Source organism: Grimontia celer, assembly GCF_900055185.1.
Taxonomy (GTDB): domain Bacteria; phylum Pseudomonadota; class Gammaproteobacteria; order Enterobacterales; family Vibrionaceae; genus Enterovibrio; species Enterovibrio celer.
In genome coordinates this window covers 1,956,281-1,968,912 of sequence record NZ_FIZX01000001.1, presented here as the reverse complement: position 1 = coordinate 1,968,912, position 12,632 = coordinate 1,956,281, and the positions used below count along the sequence as shown (strand labels likewise).

At 51.4% G+C, this 12,632-nt stretch carries 12 protein-coding genes; 8 read left to right on the top strand and 4 right to left on the bottom strand.

Annotation, left to right across the window (positions count from 1 at the left end; all coding sequences use genetic code 11):
- Positions 1–7: 7 nt before the first annotated feature.
- Positions 8–907, bottom strand: a complete 900-nt coding sequence (locus tag GCE9029_RS08625) for a substrate-binding domain-containing protein (RefSeq protein WP_062662632.1) — start codon at positions 905–907, stop codon at positions 8–10.
- Positions 900–1,730 (bottom strand): formate dehydrogenase accessory sulfurtransferase FdhD, encoded by an 831-nt coding sequence (locus GCE9029_RS08620; RefSeq protein WP_062662630.1) that lies wholly within the window; start codon positions 1,728–1,730, stop codon positions 900–902. Before GCE9029_RS08620 ends, GCE9029_RS08625 begins: the two co-directional genes overlap by 8 nt.
- Positions 1,731–1,920: 190 nt before the next feature.
- Between GCE9029_RS08620 and GCE9029_RS08615 the strand changes: the two genes are divergently transcribed.
- From GCE9029_RS08615 to GCE9029_RS08580, 8 genes are all read left to right on the top strand, one after another.
- On the top strand, positions 1,921–2,373 hold the full coding sequence (locus GCE9029_RS08615) for a DUF3305 domain-containing protein (protein WP_062662628.1): 453 nt from the start codon (positions 1,921–1,923) through the stop codon (positions 2,371–2,373).
- Positions 2,363–2,953: a DUF3306 domain-containing protein gene (locus tag GCE9029_RS08610; protein WP_062662627.1), complete on the top strand. Its 591-nt coding sequence runs from the start codon at positions 2,363–2,365 to the stop codon at positions 2,951–2,953. Before GCE9029_RS08615 ends, GCE9029_RS08610 begins: the two co-directional genes overlap by 11 nt.
- A 181-nt stretch (positions 2,954–3,134) precedes the next feature.
- Positions 3,135–4,847: a 4Fe-4S binding protein gene (locus GCE9029_RS08605; protein WP_438356855.1), complete on the top strand. Its 1,713-nt coding sequence runs from the start codon at positions 3,135–3,137 to the stop codon at positions 4,845–4,847.
- 10 nt (positions 4,848–4,857) lie between these two features.
- Positions 4,858–5,472 (top strand): TorD/DmsD family molecular chaperone, encoded by a 615-nt coding sequence (locus GCE9029_RS08600; RefSeq protein ID WP_062662625.1) that lies wholly within the window; start codon positions 4,858–4,860, stop codon positions 5,470–5,472.
- A gap of 57 nt (positions 5,473–5,529) precedes the next feature.
- The gene (locus tag GCE9029_RS08595; protein ID WP_062662623.1) at positions 5,530–5,739 is read left to right on the top strand and encodes a twin-arginine translocation signal domain-containing protein; all 210 of its coding nucleotides are present in this window, start codon (positions 5,530–5,532) and stop codon (positions 5,737–5,739) included.
- A 21-nt stretch (positions 5,740–5,760) separates the two neighbouring features.
- Entirely contained in the window at positions 5,761–8,616 is a 2,856-nt protein-coding gene (locus GCE9029_RS08590; RefSeq protein WP_062662621.1) for a formate dehydrogenase subunit alpha, read from the top strand.
- A 13-nt stretch (positions 8,617–8,629) separates the two neighbouring features.
- Complete coding sequence (fdh3B, locus tag GCE9029_RS08585; protein ID WP_062662619.1) at positions 8,630–9,235, top strand: formate dehydrogenase FDH3 subunit beta; 606 nt, start codon at positions 8,630–8,632, stop codon at positions 9,233–9,235.
- A gap of 51 nt (positions 9,236–9,286) precedes the next feature.
- Positions 9,287–10,285, top strand: a complete 999-nt coding sequence (locus GCE9029_RS08580) for a formate dehydrogenase subunit gamma (RefSeq protein WP_062662617.1) — start codon at positions 9,287–9,289, stop codon at positions 10,283–10,285.
- A gap of 69 nt (positions 10,286–10,354) precedes the next feature.
- Here GCE9029_RS08580 and arsJ read toward each other — a convergent pair whose 3' ends face one another.
- The gene (gene arsJ, locus GCE9029_RS08575; RefSeq protein ID WP_062662615.1) at positions 10,355–11,575 is read right to left on the bottom strand and encodes an organoarsenical effux MFS transporter ArsJ; all 1,221 of its coding nucleotides are present in this window, start codon (positions 11,573–11,575) and stop codon (positions 10,355–10,357) included.
- Between the two features lie 54 nt (positions 11,576–11,629).
- Positions 11,630–12,631 (bottom strand): ArsJ-associated glyceraldehyde-3-phosphate dehydrogenase, encoded by a 1,002-nt coding sequence (locus GCE9029_RS08570; RefSeq protein WP_062662613.1) that lies wholly within the window; start codon positions 12,629–12,631, stop codon positions 11,630–11,632.
- Position 12,632 lies beyond the last annotated feature (1 nt).

Here is a 12,632-nt window from a genome sequence, read left to right as displayed (position 1 = left end):
TGGGCGCTTAGCCAGCTGCCCACATTTGTTTACCAGCATGTTGAAGGTTGTAACCGCCGAACTGCTCACTTTGTTTGACGATCTCCTCGTCATCCAGATGTTGCATTAGCTGTTGAACCAAAGAGCGGAAATAGATGTTTTTCGGGATGACCAATTCAAAGGCTTCATTGGCAATGGGATGAAAAGCGAGGCCAAATTCTCCCGCGGCACTTTGGCTACCAAACCCAATGTCAGCCGCCCCCCGCGCAATCGCAGAGCCTAATTCCCGCTCATTCAGACAGACACTGACCGTATTGAGCATGTCAGTGGTAATACCGTTTCTAAATAGCCATTCTTCCATCGCCCGAGCACTGCCAGCGCCACCTTGACGGCCAGCCCATCGCCATTCTTTTCCCGTGAAATGGTGCGGGTCGTTCAATTGCTCGGCGAGATCAGGGCGAACAATCAGACCTTGTTGGCGCTCGAAAGCATGGAGTAATACCCAGTTTTTGTGTCCGGCATATTGTTGGATAAGTGCGGGGTGACGGAGCTTGGCTTCCTCGGCATTTCCCCAGTGAATGGCACAGATATCGACGTGGCCTTTTTCCAGCATCGACAAACCCTGTTTGGTGCCTGTGGCGGTGTAGCCCACCAATGCCGTGCTTCCCAAGGCGTTCGCCATTTTGCTCACAATGTGTTGCAGCAAAGGGTCATCAGAGCCTGCAATTAAAAGTCTGTCGCTGAATACACCGTTGTGGCTGGATTCCAGCAGCCAACGGTCAAGGAGACTCTTAGGAAACAGCCATTTACCTGTAACCTTGGTGGCAGGTAGCACGCCGTCATTGGCCAGGCTATAGACCTTCTTTTCGTTCAGATCGAGATACTCCGCAACCTGACGGGCATTCATGAACTCCGGAAATTCACTCATCTGATCCACCTTTTACATCGAAGGCGATGTTCTCTGCGCCATTGAAGACCTGAAAACGTTGGCCTTTAGCGCGGGCAATCATGGTAATGCCAAGCTGTCTGGCAAGGTCATAACCCATCTGTGTCACGCCCGAGCGGGAGAGCAGCACAGGGATACCCATTTGCGCCACCTTAATCACCATCTCTGACGTCAACCGCCCTGTGGTGTAGAAGACTTTATCTTCGCCAGTTTCACCTTTCAGCCACATCTCGCCCGTCAGGGTATCGACCGCATTGTGACGACCAATATCTTCGACGAAAGAGAGAATTTCTGTGCCTTTACATACCGCACAACCGTGAACAGCGCCTGCCGCTTTGTAGGTGTCATTATGGTGAGTGAGCGCTTCCAGCAGGCCATACAGGGAAGATTGGGTAATGCGGTGCTCTGGCAGTTTCAGGTCTTCGAGCTTTTTCATCACGTTGCCAAACATGGTGCCTTGACCGCATCCCGAGGTGACGGTTTTCTTGGAAAGCGTCTCGTCGATATCGTCATTTTGCTCTGCCGTGACCACAGCAGCGGATTGGGTTTCCCAATCGATGATCACTGAATCCAGCGCGTCGGCATCGTTAATCAACCCTTGGTTTTTGAGATACCCCAATACCAGCATGTCCGGGCGGGCACCCAAGGTCATCAGGGTCACGATTTCCTTCCAGTTGAGATAAACCGTCAAGGCGCGTTCGCAGGCAATTTGCTTGGTCATGGGTTCGCCATACTCGTCGAACACGGTCACATCAATGGTTTGAGGAATGTCGGTCTGGGTTTGAATAATTTTTGGTTGGGTCATTTACCCGGCTTCCTTTTGGGTGTGTAAGAGACACGAAAACTGAACATCATCAGCAAAGTTAGCAATTCCCGTTCCAAGCCAGCAGAGCAATCCGGTCGCTGGTATGTGTTTTGCTTCATGGGGTTAGAAAACCAGACTTCTGCGTGCCTGCGGTAGCGTTTTTGAAGCCTGGAACCTCAAGGAGTGATGTGTGACGAAAATAATAAAAGACCCTCAATACTGGCTAATGCAATTTGACCTGGAAGCCACAGAGGTTGATGTCGGTCGCTGGAAAACCAAGCGCTGGTCTATCGCGAACCTGAACCTGCCCCGAACGGAGGAAGAGTGTTCAGGGGAACAGATTTCCTTGCCTTTAGAGCTATTTAAAGACGAACGCACGGACTATCGGTTTAACCTCAGTTCCCGTGATCCCCACCTGTTTTTCATCTTCGAAGTCGAAGACGATGAATCCCTAAAACCCCTGAAAGTTACAGCATCGCAGACCAACGCAGCCAGCTTTATGGATGGCGATTATCTGGTGCAGTCGGTGCCTATGCCATTGCCTGTTCAGGCCTGGATGGAAGCCTTTATTGGTCGTCATGGCGAGCTCCTCGAAGTACGTAAGAAGAAGCGCAAAGGCGCGGGGAGGGCGAGTGGCAACTGATTCCTTTTTGCACCGTTGGTCCAAGCGAAAGCAGGAACAAAACAGCGCCGAAGATGAAAAGCCGCCAGAGACTGAGCTGATTGAGGACGATGCCGAACTGGTGGTTTCCGAGGCTGTGGCTGAGCCTGAAGAATCAGAGCTTCCCCCGCCTTCGATGGACGATGTTGAGCGCCTGAAAGAAGGGGATTCCGCTGCAGCATTCCTGGCGAAGGGTGTGTCCTCACAGGTGAAGAAAGCGGCGCTTCGCAAGCTATTCCACAGTGATGCTTACAACGTGCTTGATGGCATGAACGACTATGACCTCGATTATTCCAAAACTGCCAACCTCAGTGCGGAAGTGGCTGAATCCTTAAGAAAGTGGACCAAGGAAAAGCTGGAAGAAGCGACAGAGGAGAAGCCGGAAGACGAAGCGTTGGCTCAGGAAACCCCAAGCGATCAATCGGTTAATGAGGACAGTCTCAAGGAATTACCAGAAGGTGAGACAAAAAGTACCCATGAGGAATTAGGGGACAATTTGTCTCATGCGGAGGGACAAAATGTCCCAATAGAAAGTGTGGATAAGAATTTGGACGGATCCTGACTCCGTTTAGGTCATTTTTCTTCCTTCAAAGCTGGTTCGCTACTTGCTGTAACAGAAGTGTCTTACTCGAAGACGTAGCTAAACCCCTGTTCAGCAACGCTAAACGTTGTAAAGCCAGCCTTGAAGAACTCTCGCATTGAAGCAGATTAACGCCGTTTGCCGGCTAGGGACGCAGGTGTTTATGGCTACACAGACAACAGCAATTGAGAATATGTCGACGGAAAATAACACAACAACACTCAATCAGTATCTAGAAAAACAAACAGATACCAACGGATTGGCCAGACTGCATGCACTGAAAAGCACAGTCACGTTAGGAAACCTTATCCCGCCTACGGTGAGCTTTGAAAGCCGTGGGCTTGCTCTCGTTGTGGGAACTGCTGAAGCATTGTCTACTTTCAGTCAATCAATCGCAGTTGATATCTGTGACCGCGTTGTGCTTCTTTGCAATGAAGCGGGCGCGACGTTATCGAACCCTTCAGAGGGTCTTGCATTGTTCTATGGCAGTGACGTGAGCATCGAAGGTTTCTTAGGGGCTTTTCAAGTCACTTTGAAGCGAAACGGAACGCTGCAAAATCTGGCGCAAATTGCTGTCGGGCGGGAGCATTTTGATCTAATCATCGATCTCACTGAAAACGGTATCCATGCAGCCCAATTGCCTCCTTTGGGATATCACGCTGCCGGGCGCGGCTTGGTGTCTGCAGAAGAAGCGTTAGCGGCGATATCTGAAACGGTAGGAACCTTCGACAAGCCTAAATTTTTCCGTTTGGACAATGAGCGTTGTGCTCATGCATCTCGCGGACTTGAAGGCTGCACACGCTGCATTGACGCCTGTCCTGCCGACGCACTGAGCTCGCTCAATCAAACCATCACCATCAATCCCTACTTGTGTCAGGGGATGGGCTCATGTGCAACGGCATGTCCGACAGAAGCCATCAGTTATGCCTTACCTGATCCGGAAAATACCCAGCATTTTGTCTTCGACCTGATTCAAGGTTATCGTCAACAAGGTGGTGAGACTCCAGCAATTCTTTTCTACGCCGAAGCGGATGAAGACGCTTTGGTTGATGCCATGTCAATGTTGCCAAACAACACCATTCCAGTCCGACTGGAAGAGCTGGCTTCCGTGGGTTTGGACACATGGCTGAGTGCATTGGTTTACGGTGCTTCTCAGGTGATACTGGCCATGGCGCCAAACCTTCACGCTAAAACACGTCATGTGCTGGAGCAGGAACTTGCGGTATCTGCTTCCTTCCTTAGTGACCTCAATATCGAACCAGACCGCATTGCGTTGAAAGCTGCCGACTCACTTTCGTCACTCACTCAATACTCCAATGCGCTGCTCTCTCATACAGAGAAGCTCACTGGTACCAAGCGCGAGAAACTGAGTGCAGCGTTGGATCTGTTGGCTGCGCAATCTGCTCAAAACCTTACAACTACACCTGTGCCTCAAAGTGCACCTTACGGTCGCGTTAACGTCAACACCGATGATTGCACCCTTTGTATGGGTTGTGTGGCGGTATGTCCAACTGAGGCGCTTTCTTCCATTGGTTCTCGCCCAGGCATGACCTTCCGAGAGCAGGATTGTGTGCAGTGTGGCCTTTGTGAATCCAGTTGCCCTGAATCTGTCCTCACACTGGAGCCTCGTTTTAACTGGGATACAGAATCGCGTCAGCAACGTGACACTGTTTATGAAGAGGAAGCCGCGGAGTGCATCAGCTGCGGTAAACCTTTCGCGCCCGCCTCCATGATCAATATGTTGGTCGAAAAACTGCAAAACCACAGCCACTTCCAGGAAGACGCCATCAAGCGCCTCTCCATGTGCGAAGACTGCCGGGTTCGCGACATTGTCGCTGACATGATGGATAACCCGGACAAGCAGATGAAGGTGTAAGGAAGCGGATATGGCTATGCAAGAGACTATCAACATCGAAGACGTCACTAACGAAGAAAACCAGATTCGCCAGAACATTTACAACTTACTGGCACATCTTTTCAGGCAAGCGCCCGATCAGGATGCGCTCAACTGGCTGGCCACGTTGGAAGTGGAAGGGGATGAGCAATCTCCCGGCATGGCAGCAGCTTGGTCTGTCCTGAAACTTTCCGCCAGTAAGACGACGCCGATTCAGGCTGCTGATGAATACCAGCTTTTGTTTATCGGTGTAGGCCGTGGAGAGGTGATGCCTTTCGGTTCCTGGTATCTCACTGGTTCGCTGATGGAGTTGCCACTGGTGTCGCTGCGTCAGGATCTTCGTCGTCTGGGTTTTGAACGCCAACAGGACACCAAAGAACCTGAAGATCATATCGCCGCTTTACTGGAAGTCATGGCCATGCTGGTGGAAGAAGGTGATGTTCAGGAACAGAAAACGTTTTTCAACCGCCACATCGCGCCTTGGTTTGAAGGCCTGTGTGACGACACCAAACGCGCAGAAGCTGCTGTGTTTTATACCGCAGTGGCTGAGCTCGTCAATCAGTTTCTAACGATAGAGAAAATAAGCTTTACCCAGCGCCCTTGGTAATACCGCACAGCAGGAAAGCGGCACAAAGCGCTGACAAAAAGTACAAGGAGCAATGTGATGTCAGAAAACAAGAAAGAAACCGGAAAGCCAGATGGGTCGCGCCGTCAGTTCCTGAAGGGACTGGGTGTGGCTGCTGCGGCTGGCGCTGCTGCTTCAACCGTCAGCGGTGCTGCGCAAGCAGAAGTTACGGTGAAAACACCGGAGCAGGAAGAAACCTCGGGCTATCGCGAAACGCAACACATCCGCGATTACTACGATTCCCTCTAACCCAGCAGATGGAGTAAGACGATGAAATTGACGAAACGCTCTGACGCCGTCAGCAAGGATGAAAAGCAGCTGGGTGTCTCCCGCCGTACCTTTATGCGCAATTCCACGCTGGCAACGGCGGGTGGTATTGCCGCTGCTGGCATGTTTGCACCGGGCATGATGAAAAAAGCCGAAGCAAAAGATGTCGATCCGAATAAACCGGTAGAACAAAAGCGTACCATCTGTTCGCATTGCTCTGTGGGCTGTGGTGTCTATGCCGAAGTGCAAGATGGTGTTTGGGTCGGTCAGGAACCCGCCTTCGACCACCCATTTAATGCTGGTGGTCACTGTGCGAAAGGTGCAGCCCTTCGTGAACATGGCCACGGTGAACGCCGTTTGAAATACCCAATGAAGCTGGTGGATGGCAAATGGCAGAAAATCAGTTGGGATACTGCCATCAATGAGATTGGCGATAAGTGTCTGGAAATTCGAAAGCAAGCGGGCCCGGATTCGGTTTACTTTCTGGGGTCAGCCAAGCACAGCAACGAGCAGGCCTACCTATTCCGCAAAATGGCATCGCTTTGGGGCACCAACAATGTCGACCATCAGGCGCGTATTTGTCACTCCACCACGGTAGCAGGGGTAGCGAATACCTGGGGTTACGGTGCGATGACCAACTCCTTTAACGACATGCACAACTGTAAGTCGATCCTTTTTGTTGGGTCTAACCCTGCCGAAGCACACCCTGTCGCGATGCAGCATATCCTCATCGCGAAAGAGAAAAACGGCTGTAAGATTGTGGTAGCCGACCCACGCCGTACCCGCACTGCCGCGAAAGGCGACCACTATGTATCTCTGCGCCCAGGTACAGATATCGCGTTTATCTGGGGTCTTCTGTGGCATATCTTTGACAATGGCTGGGAAGACAAAGAGTTCATCCGTCAACGTGTATTCGGTATGGATGAAATTCGCGAAGAAGTCGCGAAATGGCCACCGGAAGAGGTGGAACGCGTCGCTGGCATCAACCGTGATGACATGTATAAAGCGGCAAAAATTCTGTCTGAGAACCGTCCGGGTTCTGTCGTCTGGTGTATGGGGGGTACCCAGCACACCACAGGTAACAACAACACCCGCGCATACTGTGTACTGGAATTGGCACTCGGCAATATTGGTAGATCCGGTGGCGGCGCGAACATTTTCCGTGGTCACGACAACGTGCAGGGTGCGACCGATCTCGGTGTGCTTTCACACACACTGCCGGGTTACTACGGCCTTTCAGACGGCGCGTGGAAACACTGGTCAAAAGTCTGGGATGTGGATCTAGAGTGGGTGCAGGGTCGCTTTGATCCAAACTCCTACAACGGTTCAAAACCGATGAATACCAATGGCATTCCGGTCTCCCGCTGGGTGGATGGTGTATTGGAAGACCCAGAGAAAATGGCACAGAAAGAAAACATTCGCGCCATGTTCTACTGGGGTCACGCCGTGAACTCCCAAACCCGTGGCCCAGAGATGAAAAAAGCCATGGAACAGCTGGATATGATGGTCATTGTCGACCCATACCCAACGGTCGCGGCAGTCATGAACGACCGTAAAGATGGTATCTATCTGCTCCCTTCGACCACGCAATTTGAAACCTACGGCTCAGTAACAGCGTCTAACCGTTCACTGCAATGGCGAGATCAGGTGATTGAGCCGCTGTTCGATTCCAAGCCAGACCACACCATTATGTACTTGCTGTCGAAGAAACTCGGTTTCTCCGATCAGCTGTTCAAAAACATCGCGGTCCAGAATGACGAGCCAAGCGTTGAAGACATTACCCGTGAATTCAACCGGGGCATGTGGACGATTGGCTACACAGGCCAAAGCCCAGAGCGCATTAAAGCGCACCAGCAAAACTGGCATACCTTCCATAAAACCTCGCTGGAAGCAGAAGGTGGTCCTGTTAACGGTGAAACCTATGGTCTGCCTTGGCCTTGTTGGGGCACTCCGGAAATGAAGCACCCAGGCACCCATATTCTTTACGACACGTCGAAAGAAGTGGCGAAAGGAGGCGGTAACTTCCGTGCACGTTTCGGTGTCGAATTTGAAGGAGAAAGCCTGCTGGCCGTTGATAGCTACTCGAAAGGCTGTGAGCTGGAAGACGGCTATCCAGAGTTCACCGACAAGATGCTTAAGCAGCTTGGCTGGTGGGACGATCTGACCGCAGAAGAGAAAGCGGCTGCTGAAGGTAAAAATTGGAAGACCGACTTGTCTGGCGGTATCCAGCGTGTGGCAATTGCCCATGGCTGTATGCCATTTGGTAACGCGAAAGCCCGTGCAATTGTCTGGACCTTCCCAGACCGCGTGCCACTGCACCGTGAGCCGCTTTACACGCCACGCCGCGATTTGGTGGCTGACTATCCGACTTGGGATGACAAAGCCGATATCTACCGTCTGCCAACGCTATATAAATCCATTCAGGATCAAGATGTTTCCGGCGAGTACCCCATCATTCTGACTTCCGGCCGATTGGTGGAATACGAAGGTGGTGGTGAAGAAACGCGCTCCAACCCTTGGCTTGCCGAGCTTCAACAGGAAATGTTTGTGGAAGTGAATCCGGTTGATGCAAACAACCTGAATATTAAAGATGGAGAAGACGTCTGGGTTGAAGGTGCAGAAAAGGGCCGCGTGAAAGTGAAAGCCATGGTCACGCGTCGTGTGAAAGAGGGAATGGCATTTATGCCATTCCACTTCGGCGGTAAGTTCGAAGGCAAAGATCTGCGTCCTAAATATCCTGATGGTGCTGACCCTTACGTGGTAGGTGAAGCGGCGAATACCGCCACGACCTATGGTTATGACCCGGTTACCCTGATGCAGGAAACCAAAGTCACTCTTTGTAAGATAAGCGCAGCGTAAAGGAGCAGACGTTATGGCTAATATGAAATTTCTATGTGACACCAAACGCTGCATTGAGTGTAACGGCTGTGTCACGGCGTGTAAGAACGCAAACGACGACGCGGTAACCTGGGGTACCCAGCGCCGCCGAGTGGTAACTCTGAACGACGGTGAACCGGGTGAGAATTCCATCTCTGTTGCCTGTATGCACTGTACGGACGCACCTTGTATGGCAGTTTGCCCCGCAGACTGTTTCTACAGAACGGAAGATGGCATCGTCCTGCATAACAAAGATACCTGTATCGGTTGTGGTTACTGCCTGTTTGCTTGTCCGTTCGGTGCGCCTCAGTTCCCGAAAACTTCCGCATTTGGTGAACGCGGCAAAATGGATAAATGTACCTTCTGTGCAGGTGGTCCCGAGCCTGATGGTTCTGCGGCAGAGCGCGAGAAGTACGGCGCGAACCGTATAGCTGAAGGTAAGCTTCCACTTTGTGCGGAGCTTTGTTCTACCAAGGCACTGCTTGCCGGTGATGCGGAAAAAGTGTCTGCCATCTTCCGCCAGCGCGTTATAGAGCGCGGTGCGAAAGGCGCAGGTTGGACGAACGGCGACGACCTCGCCTACGACGCCACCAAAAGCTGATTAGCATGAGAGACTGCGGGGCATTTGCTCCGCAGTATCGGGAGGAAAAATATGTTTAGAACATTGCTCGCCATGCTAATGGTGATAGCAAGTGTCTGGTCCCCGTTTGGCCTTGCTGAAGAAGGCTCAAAGGCGGACCCCCAGAAAGAAATGGTGCAGTTGGCAGGTGCTGAGTTTTGGAAAGAACTTCGTGCTGGTGGCTCGGGCTATACTACGGCATCGGGTGCAGAGGCGGGTCAGCTTATCAATGTAAACGGAGAGCGCTGGCGTCAAATTCGTAATGAATGGATCAGTCCGCTTGGTTTGATTTTCCTTGGCGCATCTGCAGGCAGCTTGTTGTTGTTTTACCTGTGGGCCGGGCGTATTGAACTAACACACAAGCGCACTGGCAAAAAGGTGATGCGCTGGACACCGTTTGAGCGCGCCATGCATTGGTTTACCGCCATCAACTTCCTGATCTTGGGGTTCAGTGGGGTGCTCTTGCTATACGGTAAGCACTTTATTAAACCTGTGGCGCCTGAAGCAGTTTGGGGCAGCATTATCTATGCGGCTAAAGTGTCGCATAATTATCTGGGTCCGCTGTTTGTGCTCGGACTGCTTTGTATGTTGGTGAAGTGGATGAAGAACAATTTCATCAACAAAGTGGACATTGAATGGTTCAAGCAGGGCGGTGGTATTCTGCCAAACGGTAAACACCCGGATGCAGGTTTTTGTAATGGTGGCGAGAAGATCTGGTTCTGGCTGCTGGCAACCGTTGGTGTGGTGGTCTGTATTACTGGTCTGGTGATGGATTTCCCACTCTTTGGTCAAACCCGTGAAGATATGCAGATAGCAAACCTGCTCCATGGCATTGCTTCTTTGGGCCTGTTCGCAGCGGCGTTAGGGCATATCTACATCGGTACAGTGGGTACTGAAGGTGCGCTTGAAGGGATGGCAACAGGCTACGTGGATGAAAGTTGGGCGAAGCAACACCACAAGCTTTGGCTGGATGAAGTACAAGGCCAAAGCAGTGCTCAAACGACAGAAGCGAAAGAGCAACGAAGTACCTGACGTTTAGGCAAGTAAACGAAAGCCCGCAAGTGCGGGCTTTTTTGTGTTGATTGCAAAGGTCAACAGCCCCTAGGTGACAGACTCGTTTTTGGCCGTAGGCAGCCAAAACGAAATCACTGTGGTTGTTGCGAGGAAAGCGAAAGACACCCAGAGACACGCTGCGAATCCCCAGATCTGGAATACCCACCCCGAGAGAATGGTGCCAATCAAGCGTCCCATCGCGTTCGCCATGTAATAGAAACCCACATCCAGCGAAACGCCGTCACCTTTGGCATAACTGACAATCAGGTAAGAGTGCAGTGACGAGTTCACCGCGAACACCGCACCGAACACCATCAAGCCAACAATGATAACGGTTTCCGGATGCCACTGTTGTTGAACGCTGACGGCGATGATTCCGGTGACGACAGAAAGCAACAGCGCCCAATAAATCGCGGCTTTGCCATCCGGCGTTTTACCAGAAGCTTTGCCCGTGATTTTCGGAGCAATCCCCTGAATAAAGCCATAGCCAATGACCCAAGTCGCCAGAAATGCGCCGACGGCACTGTGATCCCAGCCAAAGGTGGTGCCAAGGTAGATGGGCAGTGCAATCACAAACCAGACATCACGGGCACCAAACAGGAACATACGTGCAGCGGACAGAATATTTACACTGCTGGATTTCGAGAAAATCTCTGAAAACTTAGGCTTGGTTTTTGCCTTGCCCATGTCTGACTTCAGGAACAGCAGGCTGCCAATAAATACCAGCAACAAGACACCTGCCATCGCAGCAACGGCGTACTGGAAGCCAATCAGGGAAAGCAGCGCGCCACCCAAGAAGAAACCGGCACCTTTCAATGCGTTCTTAGAACCAGTAAGGATCGCAATCCACTTGTAGAGTGCGCCCTGTGCATCTTCAGGAACCAGCGTTTTTATTGAGCTCTTTGCGCTCATTTTATTGAGGTCTTTGGCAATACCGGACATGGCTTGCGCTGCCATTACCCAAGGAATACTGAGCCAAGCTGTCGGGACCGCCAGCATGGCGAGCGCGACAATTTGCATGCCGAGACCAATGTTCATCGTTCGGTTGAGACCCAACCTTGCGCCGAGCCAACCGCCAACCAGGTTGGTCACCACACCAAAGAATTCATAGAAAAGAAAGAGTGAAGCGATTTCCAGACTGGAGTAACCCAGGTCATAAAAATAAAGCACCACCAACATGCGCAGTGCACCGTCGGTGATGGTGAAATTCCAGTAATTGAATGTCACCAGCATGTACTGGCGAACGTGGGAATTTAATTGAGACAGCATAACAACTCGCCCAAAAAAGAGCTGCGTTTGCAGCTCTTGATATCTCTTTTATGTTTATGCCAAGCCTACTTTGCGAACCAACTCTGCGGTGCGCGTAGCGTAGCCCATTTCGTTGTCATACCAGGCGTAGACTTTCACCATGCGCTTGCCAACAACCATAGTAGAGAGGGCATCAACGATGGTAGAACGCTGGTCGCCTTTGTAATCGATAGACACCAGTGGACGCTCTTCAAAGCCAAGAATACCTTTCAGCTCGCCTTCAGACGCTTCTTTAAGCAGGGCATTCACTTCTTCTGCGGTAGTGTCGCGCTTCACATCGAAGATGATGTCAGTCAGAGAGGCATTCGCCAGCGGAACACGGACTGCATGACCGTTAATTTTACCTTCCAGCTCAGGGAAGATTTCAACGATAGCTTTCGCAGAACCTGTGGTGGTTGGGATCAAACTCATGCCACAGGCGCGCGCACGACGAAGGTCTTTGTGAGGCGCATCCAGAATGGTTTGGGTGTTGGTGAGATCGTGAATCGTCGTGAAAGCAGATTGCTCGATACCCAGCTTCTCGTGAATCACTTTCACTACAGGAGCGATACAGTTGGTGGTGCACGATGCCGCAGTCACGATACGGTGGATTTCTGGGTCGAAGATGTTGTCATTGACGCCCACAACAATGTTGGCAACGCCATCTTTTTTCACGGGTGCAGAGACAACAACGCGTTTAACGCCTTGCTCCAGGTATTGATTCAGAAACTCGGATTTACGGTGTACACCCGTTGCTTCGATAACAACGTCACAGCCTGACCAGTCGATATCACTGATGTTCTTTTGCTGTGTCGTGCGGATGGTTTTGCCATTGATCAGCATGGCATCGCCATCGTTGGTGACTTCGTGATGCCAGCGGCCCTGAACAGAGTCGAACTCCAGAAGATGAGCCAGAGTTGCTGTATCGCCAGCGACATCGTTGATTTGAACAAACTCAAGTTCAGGCCAGTCGAATGCGGCGCGAAGTGCCAGACGGCCGATACGGCCAAAACCATTAATTCCTACTTTAATAGACATC

What these genes read in the sequence shown, in the direction of transcription:
- GCE9029_RS08625 (WP_062662632.1), bottom strand. Translation starts at nt 907, where the DNA reads ATGAGTGAATTTCCGGAGTTCATGAATGCCCGTCAGGTTGCGGAGTAT.
- GCE9029_RS08620 (WP_062662630.1), bottom strand. Translation starts at nt 1,730, where the DNA reads ATGACCCAACCAAAAATTATTCAAACCCAGACCGACATTCCTCAAACC.
- GCE9029_RS08605 (WP_438356855.1), top strand. Translation starts at nt 3,135, where the DNA reads ATGGCTACACAGACAACAGCAATTGAGAATATGTCGACGGAAAATAAC.
- GCE9029_RS08600 (WP_062662625.1), top strand. Translation starts at nt 4,858, where the DNA reads ATGGCTATGCAAGAGACTATCAACATCGAAGACGTCACTAACGAAGAA.
- GCE9029_RS08595 (WP_062662623.1), top strand. Translation starts at nt 5,530, where the DNA reads ATGTCAGAAAACAAGAAAGAAACCGGAAAGCCAGATGGGTCGCGCCGT.
- GCE9029_RS08590 (WP_062662621.1), top strand. Translation starts at nt 5,761, where the DNA reads ATGAAATTGACGAAACGCTCTGACGCCGTCAGCAAGGATGAAAAGCAG.
- fdh3B (WP_062662619.1), top strand. Translation starts at nt 8,630, where the DNA reads ATGGCTAATATGAAATTTCTATGTGACACCAAACGCTGCATTGAGTGT.
- GCE9029_RS08580 (WP_062662617.1), top strand. Translation starts at nt 9,287, where the DNA reads ATGTTTAGAACATTGCTCGCCATGCTAATGGTGATAGCAAGTGTCTGG.
- arsJ (WP_062662615.1), bottom strand. Translation starts at nt 11,575, where the DNA reads ATGCTGTCTCAATTAAATTCCCACGTTCGCCAGTACATGCTGGTGACA.
- GCE9029_RS08570 (WP_062662613.1), bottom strand. Translation starts at nt 12,631, where the DNA reads ATGTCTATTAAAGTAGGAATTAATGGTTTTGGCCGTATCGGCCGTCTG.